General features: G+C 70.8%; 14 protein-coding genes. 7 read left to right on the top strand and 7 right to left on the bottom strand.

Annotation, left to right across the window (positions count from 1 at the left end; translation table 11 throughout):
* Positions 1–5: 5 nt before the first annotated feature.
* The 3 genes from BM288_RS01575 to BM288_RS01585 are packed head-to-tail and all read right to left on the bottom strand — an operon-like array spanning position 6 to position 5,130.
* Positions 6–1,427: an NAD(P)/FAD-dependent oxidoreductase gene (locus tag BM288_RS01575; protein WP_318255272.1), complete on the bottom strand. Its 1,422-nt coding sequence runs from the start codon at positions 1,425–1,427 to the stop codon at positions 6–8.
* Positions 1,424–3,094: a hydantoinase B/oxoprolinase family protein gene (locus tag BM288_RS01580; RefSeq protein ID WP_092915210.1), complete on the bottom strand. Its 1,671-nt coding sequence runs from the start codon at positions 3,092–3,094 to the stop codon at positions 1,424–1,426. Before BM288_RS01580 ends, BM288_RS01575 begins: the two co-directional genes overlap by 4 nt.
* On the bottom strand, positions 3,091–5,130 hold the full coding sequence (locus tag BM288_RS01585) for a hydantoinase/oxoprolinase family protein (RefSeq protein ID WP_092915212.1): 2,040 nt from the start codon (positions 5,128–5,130) through the stop codon (positions 3,091–3,093). The genes BM288_RS01580 and BM288_RS01585 overlap by 4 nt, the downstream gene beginning before the upstream one ends.
* 109 nt (positions 5,131–5,239) lie before the next feature.
* Between BM288_RS01585 and BM288_RS01590 the strand changes: the two genes are divergently transcribed.
* From BM288_RS01590 to BM288_RS01610, 5 genes are all read left to right on the top strand, one after another.
* Positions 5,240–6,976, top strand: coding sequence for an ABC transporter substrate-binding protein (locus BM288_RS01590; protein WP_143102972.1), 1,737 nt, complete (start codon positions 5,240–5,242; stop codon positions 6,974–6,976).
* 63 nt (positions 6,977–7,039) lie between these two features.
* Positions 7,040–8,428, top strand: a complete 1,389-nt coding sequence (locus tag BM288_RS01595) for an APC family permease (protein ID WP_092916157.1) — start codon at positions 7,040–7,042, stop codon at positions 8,426–8,428.
* Between the two features lie 290 nt (positions 8,429–8,718).
* Positions 8,719–10,959 (top strand): prolyl oligopeptidase family serine peptidase, encoded by a 2,241-nt coding sequence (locus BM288_RS01600; protein WP_092915216.1) that lies wholly within the window; start codon positions 8,719–8,721, stop codon positions 10,957–10,959.
* Complete coding sequence (locus tag BM288_RS01605) at positions 10,956–11,438, top strand: tetratricopeptide repeat protein (protein ID WP_092915218.1); 483 nt, start codon at positions 10,956–10,958, stop codon at positions 11,436–11,438. Before BM288_RS01600 ends, BM288_RS01605 begins: the two co-directional genes overlap by 4 nt.
* Positions 11,435–11,920 (top strand): tetratricopeptide repeat protein, encoded by a 486-nt coding sequence (locus tag BM288_RS01610; protein ID WP_092915220.1) that lies wholly within the window; start codon positions 11,435–11,437, stop codon positions 11,918–11,920. Before BM288_RS01605 ends, BM288_RS01610 begins: the two co-directional genes overlap by 4 nt.
* A gap of 28 nt (positions 11,921–11,948) precedes the next feature.
* Here BM288_RS01610 and BM288_RS01615 read toward each other — a convergent pair whose 3' ends face one another.
* Positions 11,949–13,013: a hypothetical protein gene (locus tag BM288_RS01615; protein ID WP_092915222.1), complete on the bottom strand. Its 1,065-nt coding sequence runs from the start codon at positions 13,011–13,013 to the stop codon at positions 11,949–11,951.
* Positions 13,014–13,060: 47 nt separating this feature from the next.
* Positions 13,061–13,834: a TetR/AcrR family transcriptional regulator gene (locus tag BM288_RS01620; protein ID WP_092915224.1), complete on the bottom strand. Its 774-nt coding sequence runs from the start codon at positions 13,832–13,834 to the stop codon at positions 13,061–13,063.
* 77 nt (positions 13,835–13,911) lie between these two features.
* On the opposite strand from BM288_RS01620, the gene BM288_RS01625 reads away from it, so the two are divergent.
* Positions 13,912–14,856, top strand: a complete 945-nt coding sequence (locus BM288_RS01625; RefSeq protein ID WP_092915226.1) for an ATP-binding cassette domain-containing protein — start codon at positions 13,912–13,914, stop codon at positions 14,854–14,856.
* The gene (locus BM288_RS01630) at positions 14,853–15,632 is read left to right on the top strand and encodes an ABC transporter permease (protein WP_092915228.1); all 780 of its coding nucleotides are present in this window, start codon (positions 14,853–14,855) and stop codon (positions 15,630–15,632) included. Before BM288_RS01625 ends, BM288_RS01630 begins: the two co-directional genes overlap by 4 nt.
* Positions 15,633–15,677: 45 nt before the next feature.
* On the opposite strand, the gene BM288_RS01635 is transcribed toward BM288_RS01630, so the two are convergent.
* Positions 15,678–16,337, bottom strand: coding sequence for a methionine ABC transporter permease (locus BM288_RS01635; RefSeq protein ID WP_092915230.1), 660 nt, complete (start codon positions 16,335–16,337; stop codon positions 15,678–15,680).
* Complete coding sequence (locus tag BM288_RS01640; RefSeq protein WP_092915232.1) at positions 16,334–17,365, bottom strand: methionine ABC transporter ATP-binding protein; 1,032 nt, start codon at positions 17,363–17,365, stop codon at positions 16,334–16,336. Before BM288_RS01640 ends, BM288_RS01635 begins: the two co-directional genes overlap by 4 nt.
* Between the last annotated feature and the right edge of the window lie 42 nt (positions 17,366–17,407).

Genomic DNA, 17,407 nt, shown 5'->3' on the forward strand with positions numbered 1-17,407 from the left:
CGATCTCAGGAGTCGAAGCCGATGCCGAAGCGCTCAAGCGTGGTCAGCAGCGGGCCGGGCCTTCCTCGCTCGTCCGCACGCGCGACGGCACCCCGGATCGTCTGCACGATCGGTGTGGCGAAGGGTTCGGGCGGGATGGGGATCGGCAGGCCCGTCGCCAGCCGCAGTCGGGTTCGGGCAGTGTCGGATCCCTCGAGCAGGTCGAGCATGGTCGCCGCGCCGAATCGCGTGGCAGCCACTCCCAGGCCGGTGTACCCCAACGAGTACGCCACCCGGCCTCCGAGCGCGGTTCCCTGGCTCGCCACGAGTCGAGTCGACATGTCGATCATGCCGCCCCAACTGTGCGTGAAGCGCACGCCAGCGAGCGCGGGAAACGTCGTGAGGAAGTGGTCGGCGAGCCGTCGGAACGTCTCGGGCCGCTGATCGTGTTCGTCACGGACGCGACCGCCCGGGTGGTAGACCGCATCGAACCCTCCCCAGAGGATGCGGTCATCGGCGCTCTTTCTGGCGTAATGGAACTGCCTGCCTGAGTCCGTGATGCCGTGCCTGCCCGTCCATCCGATCTCCTCGAGCTGCGCTGCGGTCAGCGGCTCGGTCATCAGCGCGTAGTCGTAGACCGGGAGGGTCAGCAGCCGCAGGCGCGGCAGCAGCGATCGGAAGCCGTTGGAGGCCAGAGCGACGCGTCGTGCTCGGATGGCGCCTCCCGGCACCTGGACTGTGACGCCATCGCCGTCGCGTCGCAGCGCCAGCGCGGGTGTCGCCTCATGGATCCGAACGCCGAGTTCCACGCAGACGCGACGCAGCTCCTGGACGAGCCGCGCCGGGTGCAGCAGCGCATAGCCGTCGCGCTTGAGCAGCCCGGCGCGGTGCACGGGCGCTCGCGTGTACCTCGCGAGCGCCTCTCCCGTCAGCAGCGGCGTCTCGGGAGTGGCCGCGGCGCGCAGCTCGGCGACGTGATGCTCCTCGACCGCGGTCTGCAGCACGCCGGTCTGCTCGAACTCGACCTGCATCCGGTATCGGTCGAGCGTGCCCAGCAACCCCGTGAAGTTGTCACGCTCCACCTCCCGGATCGCTGCCAGCTCGTCCTCGAACCGCATGCGAGCGTTCGCGCCGCCGTGCGTCAGGCTCGCCTCACAGAACCCGCCATTCCGGCCACTCGCTGCCCAGCCCAGCGTCCGAGCCTCGATAAGCAGCACGTCGCGACCGGGATTCGGCTCTTTCGCCTGCAGCGCCGTCCAGAGCCCCGCGAAGCCTCCGCCGATCACCAGCAGATCGGCAGTCGCATCCTCCCGAAGCCGAGGAGCCGCTTCCCCGGTCGGCAGGTCGTCGATCCAGAACGGTACCGGAGCGGCGTCGCGCAGAGCGGAGTCGAGCTCGCGCACGTCGTGCCGGTGCGTCGCGCTGTAGACCGGATGCGACGCCGTCACGGTCGCGCCTCCAGCCTGCCATCCGCGAGGTCCGCTGCGGCGTCATCCTCGCTTCGCAAGGCAGGGTTCCCGTAGCCACCTCCGCCCGCCGTCTCGACGCGCACGATCGTGCCTGCAGGCAGCGTCGTGGAAGCCTTCGACGGCGCGGCGGTCTCCCTGCCCTGCTCGTCCACGAAGGTGATCCGCGTCGACTTGCCGTCCTCGCCACCGGCCGCACCGCGGGGGCGGAAGTCAGGATGCGTCTGCTCGGCGTAGAACGTGACGCGCTGGGCGTGGTCGAGGATCTCGTACTCACGGCGCAGCCCCATGCCGCCGTTGAACTGGCCGCGGCCCTGCGAGCCGGGGACAAACTCGGTGCGGCGAACGCGCACGGCGTAGTTCGTCTCGACCACCTCCGCGGGCATGACGCCGACGTTCGACATGTACGTGTCCACGCCATCGAGCCCGTCGCCGAGCGACGACGCGCCGGTGCCACCGCCGACGACATCCGCCATGACCGCAGGTCGGCCGGTGCGCGGATCGGTGCTACCGACGTTGAAGCAGAAGAAGCTCACGGTGCTGCTGCCGACCGCCTTACTCGGCCACAGGTCTGTCAGCGCCCGAATGAGCGTGTCCGCGAAGCGCTGGCAGGTGTTGTGGCGGATGGAGACGGCCGCCGGAGCGATCGGGTTGAGCACGATGCCGTCTGGTGCGACGATGTCGACCGCTCGCAAGAGCCCGTCGTTCGCTCCCATGTCGGGCGCGACAACGGCGCGCACCGCGTACACGATGCCGGCCCGGGCGCTCGCCCACGGCACGTTCATGGCACCCGCCGTCTGCGGGTCGCTGCCCGAGAGATCGATGTGCAGCCGGTCGCCACGCTTCGTCACCGCCACGTGGATCCGCGTCGGGCGACCGCCCCTCCCGTCGTCGTCCAAGAAGCCTTCGGCGCTCCCCGTTCCGTCCGGGAGGTCGTCGAGCGCGGTGCGGACGCCGCGCTCCACCGAGTCGAGCATGCGCGCCATGATCTGGCTCAGCACCTCCACTCCGTAGCGCTCGGCCAGCTCCAGCACTCGGTCGGAGCCCAGGTGGCAGGCCGCGCGCTGCGCTCGGAGATCGCTGATGGTGCTGCGAGGATCGCGGATGTTCTCGGTGAGCAGCGCGATGACGTCGTCGTTCTCCTCACCCGCGATCGAGAGCCGCACCGGCGGGAGGACGAGCCCCTCGCCGAACAGGTCCTGCAACTCTGGGCCCTCGCTGCCGGGATTCACGCCGCCGACGTCGATGTGATGCGCCGCAGTGCCCGTCCAGGCGATGAGCTCGCTCCCCTCGAACACGGGTGCCACGATGTTGATGTCGGGCAGGTGCATCGCACCGAGGTATGGATGGTTGCAGATGTAGACGTCGCCCGGCTGGATGCGGCCGTTCCAGCGCGCAAGCACCGCCTGGACGACAAGCGACATGGCACCGAGTTGCGCGGGGATGTAATCGGCCTGCGCGACCAAGTGGCCGTCCGCCGTGAAGATGGCGCACGAGAAGTCGTCCATGTCACGGATGATGGGGCTGTAGCTGGAGCGCTTGAGCACGCTGCCCATCTCCTCGGCCGCGGACTGCAGGCCCGCGGCGGCGACCTCGAAGGTCACCGGGTCGATCGCTGCCGTCACTGCCGGCTGGTCGGTGAGAGTCATCGGTCATCCTCCATCACGATGAGATCGCCCCCGTCGGCGACGATGGCGTGCTGTCTGCCCAGCAAGAAGGTGGTCGAGTCCATCTGGGCGATGATCGCCGGACCGTCGACGCGGTCCCCCGCGCGCAGCAGCGCGCGATCGATCACGTCGATCTCGCGCATCCCCTCTGCGGGGATGCGCACCTCGCGCCGGCCTATGCGCGAATCGACGGCGTCCCCGCTGTCGGCTGCGGAGCGGCTAGGACGTGCGTACGCCCCGGTGACCGCCATACGGACAGTGACGAGCTCGATCGCTTCGCCGCGGCTCGCGTGCCCGTAGAGCTCCCCGTGCGCGGCGTGGAAGCGCTCCGCCACGTCGGCGAGGCCCGTCACGTCCGCCTCCTCGATCGGGATGGTGAGCTCGTAGCCCTGGCCGTGATAGCGGCAGTCGGCCGATGCTTGCGCCGTGATCGCGTCACCCGGCACGCCGTCGAGCTCGAGCTGCGCCCGGCCGATCGCCTCAGCGGACTCGTACCACTCGGCGAGATCGGCGACCGCGTGCGGCTCGAGCGTCCGGAGCACCGTGCGCGAGTCGTCGAACCGCAGACCGGCGACGAGCAGACCGTCCGCCGAGAACAGTCCGGGCTGGCGCGGCACGATGACCGAGCGGAGGCCCAGGTGGCGCAGCAGCAAGCCTGCGTGGAGCGGTCCGGCACCGCCGAATGGCACCAGCGAGAACTCCTTAGGGTCGAGCCCGCGCTCCACGCTGACCTTGCGCACCGCTTGGACCATGTGTGCGAGGCCGATCGCGAGGATCGCCTCTGCAGTCTCCTCGGGCGAGAGCCCCAGGGGTTCCCCGACACGCGCCATCGCTCGAACCGCAGCGTCCCGGTCGAGCGTGAGCCCGCCCGCGAGTTCTGCGCCGCCGAGCGTGCCGAGCACGACGTGCGCGTCGGTGATGGTGGGCTCGACGCCGCCGCGTCCGTACGATGCCGGGCCCGGGACCGCGCGAGCGGAGTGCGGGCCGACACGGAGCCGCCCCGTCGGGTCTAGCCAGGCGATGCTGCCGCCGCCCGCGCCGATGGTGTGGATGTCGATGGTCGGGGCGAGGAGCGTGTGATCCTGCAGCCGCTGCTCTCGCGCGAACGGTGCGCGACCGTCGCGCACGAGGCAGACGTCGGTCGATGTTCCGCCCATGTCGAGGCTGATGAGGTTGTCGATACCGTGCACCTCGGCGAGGTGCACAAGTCCGGCGACGCCGCCGGCGGGCCCCGAGAGTACGAGCTGGTGCGACTGGCGCTCGGCGCGCTCGGCCGGCACGCTTCCGCCATTCGATTGCATCACCACGAAGGGCGCATCGAGGCCCGCCTCCACCACGGCGGCTTCCGCGCGCCCCAAGTAGGCGCCGACGACCGGCCGCAGCGCGGCGTTGAGCACGGTAGTGGCGGTGCGCGGGTACTCGCGGAACTCTCGCACGATCTCACTCGAGACCGAGATCGGAGTGTCCGGCAGCGCGGCGCGCAGGGCTGCGCCCAGACGGCGCTCGTGCTCGTCCTCGAGGTAGCTGAACAGCAGGCTCACGGCCACCGCGGAGGGGGCGAGCGCGACGACCTCGTCCACGACCCGCGCGATCTCATCGTCGGTAAGCGCGACAACCACTTCGCCACGGCCCCCGATGCGCTCATCGACCTCGATGCGGGCGCGACGGTCGACCAGGTCGCGGGGGCGTCGCGGGGTGAGGCTGTAGACGTCGGGACGGCTGCTCTGGCGGTACCCCATGACATCCCGGAAACCGAGAGTGGTCACGAGCGCCACATCCGCGAGCCCATCCGTAAGGATGGCGTTCGTCGCGACGGTCGTGCCGTGGCACAGCAGCGCGACGTCGCTGAGCGGCAAGCCCTCGGCCGCGAGCGCCTCGATCGCGCGCTGCAGACCCTGCGCCGGATCGTGGGGTGTTGATGCCACCTTCGCGACGCGCGTATCACCCTCCGTCGAGCGAGCGATCGCGTCGGTGAATGTGCCGCCTGCGTCGATGCTGACCGTCCATCGTGCCGTCATCGGTGCCTCCCGTCATTGGGCCGCCGCGCCGGATTCGTGCGGCGCTGTGACCCAGTAGACCGTCCGCGGCGCACGCTTGTCATGCGTCATATGACGTATCGTCGTGAGCGTGACCCCCGCCGATGGAACCACCGACGTCTTCACGATCCGCCTCGCGCCACACGCGGACGACGCAGCCCGCGAGCCGGAGCTGCTCGCGCTCGCGCGCGGCTTCATCATCACGGGACGTCGTAGCGCCCGGTTCCTGTGGCATTCGCGGTCCGCATGGCATGCGGTGCATCTCACGCGAGCGACCACCACCGACGAGCCGACCGCGTCGGTGGCCGTCGCTCCTGCGACGCTCCCTCGCGGGATCACCACACGAGAGGCGCAAGTCCTCACGCTCGTGGCACTGGGACTCACGAACGGCGAGATCGCGGGTCGTCTCGGCACCCGCCCGCGCACCGTGTCGACGCAGGTCGAGCGCCTGCTGAGCAAACTCGGCCAGGGAAGCCGATCGGGCCTGGCAGCGATGGCGGTCGATGCCTCGTTGATCGTGCTCCCGCTGCCGGGCGGCAACGTGCTCTCCACGTCGATCACGCAAGCAGAGATCCAGCACGCGGCGGCGACGCTGCACCGGCGGTGGGATGCGGGTGCGGATGCGGCGGTCTCCTTCCCCGAGCACCGCCCGATCGTGCTGGGCACGATTGCGCCGTTGCTGGGCGCCGGCGCGTCCGACGCGCTCGAACTGGTCCGCGGCGCCTCCATCGCGGTGCGCGAGATCAACGAGCGCGGCGGGATCGACGGGCGATTGGTCGAGCACCGGATCGAGGAAGTCGACCTCTTCGATGCAGGCTCGGTCGAGCGGGCGGTCGAGCGGCTGATCGCCGAGGACGCGGACGGGATCACGACGAGTTATGTCACTGCCGAGCAGCCCGCGATGATCGACCGCATCGCGCAGCACGGGTGCCCGCTGCTGCACACCGCGAGCCTCGAATCGCTCGCACAGCTCGTCCGGGACGACCCCGAGCGCTACGGCAACGTGTTCCAGACGTGTCCGACTGAGGTGCACTACCGCCGCGGTTTCGCTGCGTTCCTAGAGACGCTCGTCGACGATGGCAGCTGGCGTCCCGAGGGCAGGCGAGTGGTCGCGGTCGAGGCTGACACTCCCAGCAGCACGCTCGCTGACAGCGAGCTCGCGGTGCAGCTCACCGAGATCGGCTGGGAGCTGAGTGAGCGTATCCGCGTGCCCGTCCGCGACGCCGACTGGCGAGGAGTGCACGACGCGATCCGACAGCTGGAGCCGGACGCCGTGCTCATCACTCACTTCCTGCCCGACGTCGCCCTGCTGCAGCGCTGCCTCGCCCAGAGCGGGTACGAGGGGCTGGTGTACTACGTGTACGCCGCTGCCATCCCACATTTCCAGGCGCTCGCGGGGGATGCGGCCGAAGGCATCGTGTGGTCGACAGTCACCGGCCGCTACGAGGACGCGATGGGCGAGCGCTTCCAGCGCCAGTTCATGCTCCGCTACGGCGAGGCGCCCGGTTGGTCGCAGGCGAGTGCGGCCTACGACCAAGTGCGGCTGCTGGCCGATGCGTGGACGACGAACGGCACGACCGATCGTGCGGCGACCGCGGAGCATCTCCGCTCCACGATCATCCGGGGACTCAACGGTGTCTACTACCTCGGCGCTCCTGGCCAGACCGCCCTGTGCTTCCCGTACGAGACCGAGGACTCGTCTATCGGCCAGGCACTGCTCATCCATCAAGTGCAGGAGGGGGCGCTCGTCACGCTCGCGCCGGCACCCAAAGGCGACGTGCGCCGCTTCCGGGCGCCGTCGATCATCGCTGCGACATCCGTCAGATGACGTATGGATGCCAGCCGTCCGCAGACCCAGAATGGGGAGCCATCTGAGCCGATGGAGGCCATCATGACCCGCAGCAATGACGCCGCACCCCAACTCAAGCGAGTGCTGGGCCTGGGCGGGGCGATGACCTTCGGTCTCGCCTACATGATCCCGTTGACCGTGTTCACGACGCTTGGCATCGCCAACGTCATGACCGACGGCAATCTCGTCGCCGCCTATGCGATCACGCTCGTGGCGATGGCGTTCACGGCCGTCAGCTACGCCACGATGGTGCGCCGACACCCGGTGGCGGGCTCCGCGTACACCTTCAGCCGGCGCACCTTCGGCGGGCATGTCGGCTTCCTCGCGGGCTGGGCGCTACTACTCGACTACCTGTTGCTGCCCATGGTGACGTACCTCGTGATCGGCATCTACCTGAATGCGGCCTTCCCCGCCATCCCGATGTGGGTCTTCTTCGTCGCCGCGCTCGTGCTGGTGACGATCCTCAACATCATCGGTATCCGGCTCCTCGCCGGTGTCAACGTCGCCCTGCTCGCGTTGCAGGTCGTCTTCATCGGCGTCTTCCTCGTCATGGTGGTGGGCGGCATCTCCGGTACGTCGATGCCCAGTCTCGCCGAGGTGTTCCTCAACGACCGCGCCAACCTGGTCGCGATTCTCTCGGGCAGCGCGCTGCTGTGCTTCTCGTTCCTCGGCTTCGATGCGGTCTCAACCCTTGCAGAGGAGACGAAGGCTCCCGAGCGGACCCTGCCCCGCGCGATCATCCTCGTGACAGTGCTTGGCGGGCTGCTGTTCATGCTGCTCTCCGCTGCCTCCAACCTCGTCTTCCCCGACTACACGACGTACTCCTCCCCCGACTCGGCGTCGCTCGACGTCATGGCCGCGGCGGGCGGCGAGCTGCTGAGTGCCTTCTTCACCGCCGCCTATGTCGCGGGATGCTTCGCCTCAGTGATGGCCTCGCAGGCCACTGTCTCGCGCATCCTCTTCGCGATGGGGCGCGACCGCATGCTGCCCCGCCGGCTCTTCGCCTTCGTGCACCCGCGCTTCCGCACGCCGGCCGGAGCGACCGCGGCCGTCGCTGTGGTCTCCCTCGTGGGACTCGCCCTCGATTTGATGACGCTTTCGAGCCTCATCAGCTTCGGAGCGCTCGTCGCCTTCAGCATGGTGAACCTGAGCGTGATCAAGCACCACCTCGTCGATGAGCGCCGCCGCGGCGCACGCGCGATCCTGCTCTACGGGGTGCTGCCCGGCATCGGCTTCCTCCTCACCGCCTGGCTTTGGACCAGCCTCTCCGGCTCCGCGCTCGCCGTCGGGCTCATCTGGGTGGGCGTCGGCGTCGTCATCCTCGCGGTCATGACCCGTGGGTTCCGGCAGCCGCCGCCGCAGATCGACGTCGACAAGGCCGAGACGGCCGGAATCCGCGTTGAGGAGCCGGAAGTCAGCGTCGCGAAGTAGCTAGCACCGCGAGAGGGGCATCCGCTGCGGCGGGTGCCCCTCCCGCGTGTGGCCAGTGTGCAGTTCTCGTGCAGACTTGCTGGACGCACGAACTGCACACTCGCGACACGCGGGTCAGCGGGGCCAGCCGCCGCACGACGACTACCAGCGCCGGTTGTCGTCGGCAGCGGTTGCGCGACCCGACAACCCCGAGCAGCAAGTGGCGCGCTTTCAGGCGCAGCAGGTCGGAGCATGAGGCGTGCGGCGGCGGGCGACAGCCGACACGCGACGGCGCCTCGTAGGGTGGGCGGATGCGCTACCCCGAGGTGAGAAGAGACGACACGGTCGAGACCATCCACGGGGAGGCGATCGCCGACCCGTACCGCTGGCTCGAGGACGGCGACTCGGCCGAAACGCGGGCGTTCATCGAGGCGCAGAACGCGTTCGCCGAGCCGTTCCTGGCGGCGCTGCCCGCCCGCGAGGCGTTCCGCGAGCGCGTCACCGCGCTGCTGGAGGCGCCCACCCGCGGTTGCCCCTGGGTGCGCGGCGGCCGGGTCTTCGCCTGGCACTCCGACGGCCAGAACCAGCCTGTGCTTGTCGTCGCCGACTCGATCGACGAGCTGGACGGCACCGGGGAGGCGGCGCCGCGCGTGCTGCTCGACCCGAACGCGCTCTCGAGCGACGGCACGGTCGCGGTGACCATGGCGACCGTCTCCCCCGACGGCGCGCTGCTCGCCTACGGCGCGGCCGACGGCGGCTCCGACTGGCGCACCATCCGCGTGCGCGACGTCGACACCGGGGAGGACCTCGCCGACGAGATCGGGTGGACCAAGTGGAACTCCGCGGTCTGGCTGCCCGGCGGCCGCGCCTTCAGCTACTGGGCCTACGACGAGCCGACCGACGACGCGCTCACCGACGAGATGGGAGCCGGGCGCCTGATGCGGCACGAGGTCGGCGCCGACCCGGCAGGCGACACCGTGCTCTTCTCCCGCCCCGACGAGCCGCGGCTGTTCGCGCGCCACTGGCCGCGCGACGACGAGTGGTTCGTGCTCTCGACCGACACCGGCTCCTCCAGCGGCAACGACCTGGCGGTGCGCCGCCACGACGAGACTGAGTACCGGCAGCTGGTCAGCGGCCACGAGCAGGAGTGGAACGCGATCGGCATCCACGGCGGTCTGCTCTACGCCGTCACCGACGCGGATGCGCCGCGGTACCGGCTCGCGGCCTTCGACCTCGCGACCGGCGACGAGCGCGCCATCGTGCCCGAGCACCCGGAGGACGTGCTGCTCGATGCCGGCCTCACCGCATCCGGTCTCGTGCTCGAGTACTCGCACGACGCGAGCCACCGCATGCAGCTGGCGAGCTTCGACGGCGCGGTCGGCGACGACGTGCCGCTCGGCGAGGGCGTCAGCATCGTCGGCTCCGAGACCAGCGCGCACTCCGGCACCGTGACCGCGCTGACGCAGAGCTTCGTCGACCGCGGCACGCGCCACGTCATCGAGGTGGACGGCGCGCGGCTCGTCTCGCACCGCACGATCGCCACCCCGGGGCCGGCGGCGCCCGCGGCGACCACGCAGCGCATCCGCGTCGTCTCCAGCGACGGCGAGACGGTGCCGGCCTTCGTGGTGCGGCCCGCAGCGGAGGAGACTGAGCCGCAGAGCGATGCGGCGCCGGCCGACACCACGCTGGGCGCCACTGCGCTGCACGACCCTGCACCGGACCACACTGCGCTCACCGACACCGTGCTGGTCGACGACCCGCAGCCGACGCTGATCTGGGGCTACGGCGGCTTCAACATCCCGATGAACCCCGGCTTCCGCGCGGTGCTGGCGGCGTGGGTCGCCGCGGGCGGCGTGCTGGTGGTGCCGAACCTGCGCGGCGGCGGCGAGTTCGGCTCCGAGTGGCACAAGGGCGGCACGAAGGAGCGCAAGCAGCAGGTCTTCGACGACCTCTTCGCCGTCGCCGAGCGACTGATCGACTCGGGCGTCACGACGGCCCGCCAGCTGGCGCTGCACGGCCGCTCGAACGGCGGCCTGCTCGCCGGCGCCGCGCTGACGCAGCGGCCCGAGCTGTGGGCCGCGGTGCTGCCGGGCGTCGGCGTGCTCGACATGCTGCGCTACCACCGCTTCACGATCGGCTGGGCGTGGGCGAGCGACTACGGCGACCCGGACGAGGCGGATGCGTTCGGGTACCTGCGTGCATACTCGCCGCTGCACAACGTGCGGGCGGGCGTCGCCTATCCCCCGACGCTCATCACCACCGGCGACCACGACGACCGCGTCGTGCCGGCGCACTCGTTCAAGTTCGCCGCCGAGCTGCAGCGGGCGCAGGCCGACGCCGGCTCGGTCGCGCCCGGCTCGGCGACCGCCGGCGATGGCGGCGCGGACCCGATGAAGGATGCGCCCGTGCTGCTCTCGGTCGATACCCGCGCCGGGCACGGCATGGGCAAGCCGAAGGATGCCGCGGCCCTCGAGTTCGCCGACCAGCTGGCGTTCGCGGCGCACCACACCGGACTGCAGGTGCCTCCGGCGGCGGAGGGGAGCTCGGCATGAGCTGGGAGCGGGACCTCGCCGCCCTCTGGGACGACGAGTCGATCGACGACCTCGAGCGGGTCGAGCGCATGGCCGTGCTCGCGCCGACGGCACCGCATCCCGCGCTCGGGCTGTTCGAGCTCGCGAGCGCGCACGACGGCGCGGGGCTCGAGCCCCAGGCTGCGGCCCTCTACGAGGAGGCGGCGGCCGCCGGCCTCGCCGAGATCGACCCCGACCTCGATGCGCACCGGCAGATCCAGCACGCCTCCACGCTGCGCAACCTCGGCCGCCTCGAGGAGGCGCTCGCCATGCTTCGTGACGCGCCCGACCACCCGGAGGTCGGTGCCGCCCGCGACGCCTTCCTCGCGCTGACGCTGCACGACGCGGGCCGACACGACGAGGCGCTGCGCGTCACGATCGAGGCGCTGGTGCCGACGCTGCCGATGTACCGGCGAGCGCTCACCGACTACGCCGCCATGCTCACCGAGGAGCGCGCATGAGCGGCGACTGGCAGGCGCGCGCCGACGCGCTCTGGGAACGGCTCGACCAGACGCCGCGGGATGCGGCGGTGGCCGAGATGCAGCAGCTGGCGGATGCGTACCCGGGCACCGACGGGCGTGGCGCGTTCGAGCTGGCAGGCATGTACGACTCGAACGGCTTCGAGCAAGAGGCCGAGCGCGAGTATGAGCGGGCGCTCGCGCTGGGCCTCGAGCCCGAGCAGCACGCGCAGCTTGCCGTGCAGTACGGCTCGACGCTGCGCAACACCGGCCGTCTCGACGAGGCGATCGCGGTGCTGGAGGCCGCGCCGACGCATCCGTCGACCGGCGCCGCCCCGCGCGTCTTCCTCGCGCTCGCGCTGCACACCGCCGGCCGCCACGACGAGGCGATGCGCGTCGTGGTCGAGGCGATCGAGCCGACGCTGCCGCGATACAACCGCTCGGTGCGGGCCTACGCGGTCGCGCTCACCGAGCCTGAGGACTGAGCTGCTGCCGCGAAGGCGACGGCGCTGATCAGCCGGCGAGCTCCCCAACCAGTCGCTCTGCGACGTCGTGATGGAGGTCGAGCAGCGGCGCGGTGCGCTCGGCCGGGCCGCGGCCGAAGCCGCATTCGGTGGCGATGCCGAACGCCCCGGGCGCCGCGAGCGCCGGCACTGCCGTCTGCGCGGCACGGGCGCGGCGCAGGGCGCCGTCGACGCCGTCCTCATGGTGCACGAGGCCCAGGAACGGCTGCGTCCGGCCCCACTCGATGCCCGCGAGCGGCGCGAAGTAGGCCTCGTCGTCGCGCTCGATCGGCACGGGCAGGTGGATCCAGTCGACCTGGCGCGGCGCAGCAGCGAGCACGCCGCGGATGACGGCGGCGAGGGTGCCGGCATCCTCGGGCTGCACGAAGTGCGCCTCCTCGACGTCGCCGTAGCAGAGGTGGAAGCCCTGCTGCACCTCGGCCGGCACCCATGAGGCGAGCTCGCTCAGCCTGGCGACGACACCGTCGAGCGCGTCGCCGTCCCACCATGGCTCGATGATGAAGCCGGGCTTGCGGTCGCGCTCGAGGATCGCGAACTCCACAGCCGCGTCGAATTGGATCGCGAGCCGCTCGTGCGGGATCGCGGCCAGGATCGCGTCGAGTTCGGCTCTGAGCGCATCCCGGTAGATCGGCTCGAAGGCGGCACGGCTGCCCGGCTCGATGAAGGCGCCGAGGATCGCGATCGGCGTCGGCAGCGACACCTGGAAGCGCGTGCCGGCGGCGAGCACGCCCTGCTCCTGCAGCGCGGCGAAGCGCGCATAGGAGTCGATCGCGGCGGCGGCATAGCCGAGCTCCGGCAGCTGCACGTCGCCCGTGATCGTGAACTGGCGCACGTCGAACTGGTCGCGGATGCGGTACCCCGGCTCCCCGACGCGCTCGAGGCCGGGCGTCTGGTCGAAGCGCAGCGTCTGGAACTGGATCCAGTAGTAGCGCTCGCCCACCTCTCCGTCGGGGATGCGCGGCACATCGTCGAGCCGGTCGGCGACGACGCGGAAGACGGACTCCGCGTCTGGCTGGTTGATGCTGCCGACGAGATGGGTGGCGACTGCGCTCATGCGACCATCATGCGCGCCGGTGCCCGGTTCCGCTCGACTGTGACGGACTATGACGAAGCGCGATCGGCGAGCGCCATGGCGCCGACCACGATCATCTCCAGCCCGAAGCGGAACGAGCGCTCGGCGTCGCCGAGTCCGTAGTCCTCGCCGGCGGCCTGGCCGACGCGGCCGGAGACCGGGTACCTGCTGCCGTCCATCACCTCTTCGAGCACCGCGCCCGTCTGCAGCCACCACTCGAGATCGCTCTCGCCGAGCGCCATCCGCTCCTGCTCTGCGACCCAGCCGCGCGCGATACCGTCGACGAAGGCTCTGATCGTGGTGACCACCTGATCCATCGTGATGTCGTCGAGGCCGAAGCCGTCGATGCCGGCGAGCTGCCACTCGTAGCGATCGCTCAGGTGCGGCCCGATCCAGGGGCGGGGCAGGCGCGCGTCGACCCGCCAAGGGTGCCGCCGGTACTCGGCCATCAGCTCCTCCGCGATCGCGACCACCCGCTCGCCGAGCCCGCCGGCGTGCGGCGCCCGCGGGGCCTCCCCCGCCACCTCGTCGATCATCAGGCCCAGCAGCTCCGAGCGGCCGGGCACGTAGCCGTAGAGGGTCATCGCGCCCACGCCCACACGTTCCGCGACGCTGCGCATGGTGACCGCGTCGATGCCTTCCTCGTCGGCGATCGCGACGGCCGAGCGCACGATCTCGTCGGTCGACGCCCGCGGTCGCGGACCGCGCTTGGGTGCCTCGTCGGTGAGCGATGCGCGCCACAGCAGCCGCAGCGTCCTGCGGGGCTCCTCGGTCGGATCCACGGCCTCGTGCTTGTCGCTCATGCGTCCATTGTAGAGGAACTCCGTATGGTGTACGGTGATCTCGCTTCACTCCGTACAATGTACGAGGAAAGGGTTCGATGTCCACCCCACTCGCGATCAGCGCCACCGGGATCCACAAGCGCTATGGCGGCACCGCCGCTCTCGACGGCTTCGACCTCGAGGTGCTCGCCGGCACCATTCACGGACTGCTCGGACCGAACGGCGCGGGCAAGAGCACCGCGGTGGGCGTGCTCACGACCTTGCGCCGCGCCGACGCCGGCCAGGCGTCGATCGCCGGCTTCGACGTGCGCAGGCAGGCCGGCGAGGTGCGCCGCCGGATCGGGCTCGTCGGGCAGGCGCACGCCGTCGACGACATCCTGGGCGGCAGGCAGAACCTCGTCATGTTCGGCCGGCTGGCCGGGCTCGCGCCCGCGGCCGCCAGAGCGCGGGCCGACGAGCTGCTCGAGCGCTTCGAGCTCATCGAGGCCGCCGCGAAGCCCGTCTCGCAGTACTCCGGCGGCATGCGGCGACGACTCGACATCGCGGTCGCGCTGCTGCTCTCCCCCGCAGTCCTGTTCCTCGACGAGCCCACCACCGGGCTCGACCCACGCGGCCGCGCGGAGGTCTGGTTGGCAGTCGGGGAGGTCGCGCAGCGCGGCGCCGCGGTGCTGCTGACCACGCAGTACCTCGACGAGGCCGACCGCATGGCCGGCCGCATCTCGGTGCTGCGCCGCGGCGCCGTGATCGCCGAGGGCACGCCGCGAGAGCTCAAGCAGTCGATCGGCGGCGACCGCGTCGCGGTGGCGCCGAACGATCCCGCCGACCTCGCGGCGACTGCGGCGGCGATGCAGTCGGCCATCGGCGCTGAGGCGCATGTCGACGAGGAGACACGCACCGTCACCGTGCCCGCGCTGGATGGCACCGCGGCGGTGCTCGCCGTGCTGCGCGCGGTCGACGCCGCCGGCATCGAGATCGCCGACCTCGAGCTGCGCCGCCCCACTCTCGATGACGTCTTCCTCACCCTCACCAAGGAGGCAGCATGACCACGCTCACCCACGCGGGCATCCTCACGCGCCGCGAGCTCGCGCACTGGGTGCGGCAGCCGATGGCGCCCATCTTCAACCTGGCGTTCTCGCTCATGCTGCTGGCGATGTTCGGCCTGCTGTTCGGCGGCGCCATCGAGGTGCCCGGCGGCGACGACTACATCGGCTTCCTACTGCCGGGGCTGCTGGCGATGGTGATGATGTTCGGCATCCAGGGCACGATGCTCGGCATGGCCGAGGACGCCAAGCGAGGCATCTCCGACCGGTTCCGCTCGCTGCCGATGAGCGGTGCGGCGGTGGCGATGGGCCGCAGCGGCGCCGACATGCTCAGCTCCGCGCTCGAGCTGGTGGTGCTGGTCGGCGGCGGGCTGCTCATGGGCTGGCGCATCGACGCCACGCCGCTCGAGGCGATCGCAGGCGTGGCACTGCTGCTGTGGCTGCGCTACACGCTGGTCTGGCTGGGCATCTTCCTGGGGCTGACCTTCCGCGGGGAGAGCGCGATGGTCGCCGTGCAGGTGCTCGTCTGGCCGATCGGCTTCGCCTCGAACGCGCTGGTCGCGCCTGAGACGATGCCCGCCTGGCTGGGAGCGATCACCGAGTGGAACCCCATCTCGGCGACCGCCACCGCCGTGCGACAGCTGTTCGGCAACGCCACCGGCATCACCGGCGGCTGGCTCGCCGATGCATCGATCTGGCTCGCGATCGGCTGGCCAGCGCTCATCATCGCGATCTTCCTGCCGCTGTCGGCCCGCGCCTACCGGCGGCTGGGCGACTGAGCCGGCCCCGCGCATCCGCCGATCACGACGGATGCGCCGGCTGACTCATCGGCGCATGATGCGGCGCGCGAGCCAGTTGCCCAACGCCTGAATCAGCTGCACGACGATCACCACCATGATCAGCGCCGACCACGTCACGACCTCGTCGAACTGCCGGTAGCCGTACATGACGGCCCAGTTGCCGAGGCCCTCGCCGCCGACGAGCCCGGCAACGGCCGACATGTCGACGATGGCGATGACCGCGAAGGTGAAGCCGAGCACGAGCGGCCCGAGCGTCTCCGGGATGATCACCGTGCGGATGATGCGCCACGGGCTCGCGCCCGTCGCCCGCGCCGCCTCGACGACACCGGCCGGCAGCGCCACCAGGTTCTGCTCGACGATGCGGGCGATGCCGAAGGTCGCGGCGATGGCGATGGCGAAGACGGCGTATTCGGTGCCGATGCCCTTCCCGACCACCAGCCGGCCGACCGGCTGCAGCGCCGCCAGCAGGATGATGAACGGGATCGGGCGGAAGGTGTTGACGAGCACGTTCAGCACCCACCACACGATGGGCTGCTGCAGGATGCCGCCGCGGCGGGTGACGGTCAGCCCCGTGCCGATGACCAGCCCGCCGATGCCGCCGAGGGCGAGCGAGAGCGCGACCATCCACAGCATGATCGCCGTCTGCTCCAGCAGGTCGGGCAGCACGCCCACGATCTCGCTCATCGCTGCTCCTCCACCGTGACGCCCGAGCCGATGCCGTCCAGCGCGCGTGCCACCGCGTCCGCCTCACCGCGCACCGCGATCGTCAGCAGGCCGTAGACCCGCCCCTGGATGTCGTCGACCCCGCCGTGCACGAGGTTGAAGTCGACACCGGCCTTCGCGAGCGCCGAGAACACCCGCGCCTCGCTCACGCCCTCGTCGGTGAACGAGATGGTGAAGAAGCGGCCATCGTGCGTCGCGCGCAGCCTGGCGAGCTCGTCGCCCTCCGGCAGCGCCCGCACGACCGTCTGCACGAAGCGCTTCGCCGTCGCGGTCTGCGGTCGTGTGAACACGTCGTAGGTGAGGCCCGTCTCGACGACACGCCCCGCATCCATCACCGCCACGCGGTCGGCGATGCGGGTGATCACCTCCATCTCGTGGGTGATCACGACGATCGTGACGCCCAGCTGGCGGTTGACGCGGGCCAGCAGGTCGAGCACCTCGGCCGTCGTCTCGGGGTCCAGGGCGGATGTGGCTTCGTCGGCGAGCAGGATCTGCGGGTTCGCGGCCAGCGCGCGTGCGATGCCGACGCGCTGCTGCTGCCCGCCGGAGAGCTGCTCGGGGTAGGCGTCGGCGCGGCCCTCGAGGCCGACGAACTCGAGCAGCTCCTCGACGCGCCGCGTGCGCTCTGCCCGCCCGACCCCGATCACTTCGAGCGGATAGGCGACGTTGCCGGCGACCGTGCGCGAGGTGAGCAGGTTGAAGCGCTGGAAGATCATGCCGATGCGGGTCTGCTGCTCGCGCAGGCGCTTGCCGCGCAGTTCGCTGATCGTCACGTCGCCGACGGTGATCGCTCCGCTCGTGACCGGCTCGAGCTGGTTGATGAGCCGCACGAGCGTCGACTTGCCGGCGCCCGAGTAGCCGATGATGCCGAAGACCTCGCCCTGCTCGATCGCGAGCGAGACGTCGTCGACGGCCACGATCTCGTCGCCGCCGCGCTTCGCGGGCGGGAACCGCTTGCTGACCCGATCGAGCACGATGTGGCTGGTCACGGTCGCTCCTTGCTGTGCTGAGTGGTGGTGCGCCGCGCAGGG

It is taken from the genome of Agrococcus baldri (assembly GCA_900114805.1).
GTDB lineage: Bacteria > Actinomycetota > Actinomycetes > Actinomycetales > Microbacteriaceae > Agrococcus > Agrococcus baldri.

Excerpts from the sequence above, each read along its gene's own strand:
- BM288_RS01600 (WP_092915216.1), top strand. The coding sequence starts at position 8,719 with ATGCGCTACCCCGAGGTGAGAAGAGACGACACGGTCGAGACCATCCAC.
- BM288_RS01620 (WP_092915224.1), bottom strand. The coding sequence starts at position 13,834 with ATGAGCGACAAGCACGAGGCCGTGGATCCGACCGAGGAGCCCCGCAGG.
- BM288_RS01580 (WP_092915210.1), bottom strand. The coding sequence starts at position 3,094 with ATGACTCTCACCGACCAGCCGGCAGTGACGGCAGCGATCGACCCGGTG.
- BM288_RS01615 (WP_092915222.1), bottom strand. The coding sequence starts at position 13,013 with ATGAGCGCAGTCGCCACCCATCTCGTCGGCAGCATCAACCAGCCAGAC.
- BM288_RS01585 (WP_092915212.1), bottom strand. The coding sequence starts at position 5,130 with ATGACGGCACGATGGACGGTCAGCATCGACGCAGGCGGCACATTCACC.
- BM288_RS01625 (WP_092915226.1), top strand. The coding sequence starts at position 13,912 with ATGTCCACCCCACTCGCGATCAGCGCCACCGGGATCCACAAGCGCTAT.
- BM288_RS01595 (WP_092916157.1), top strand. The coding sequence starts at position 7,040 with ATGACCCGCAGCAATGACGCCGCACCCCAACTCAAGCGAGTGCTGGGC.
- BM288_RS01635 (WP_092915230.1), bottom strand. The coding sequence starts at position 16,337 with ATGAGCGAGATCGTGGGCGTGCTGCCCGACCTGCTGGAGCAGACGGCG.
- BM288_RS01610 (WP_092915220.1), top strand. The coding sequence starts at position 11,435 with ATGAGCGGCGACTGGCAGGCGCGCGCCGACGCGCTCTGGGAACGGCTC.
- BM288_RS01630 (WP_092915228.1), top strand. The coding sequence starts at position 14,853 with ATGACCACGCTCACCCACGCGGGCATCCTCACGCGCCGCGAGCTCGCG.
- BM288_RS01605 (WP_092915218.1), top strand. The coding sequence starts at position 10,956 with ATGAGCTGGGAGCGGGACCTCGCCGCCCTCTGGGACGACGAGTCGATC.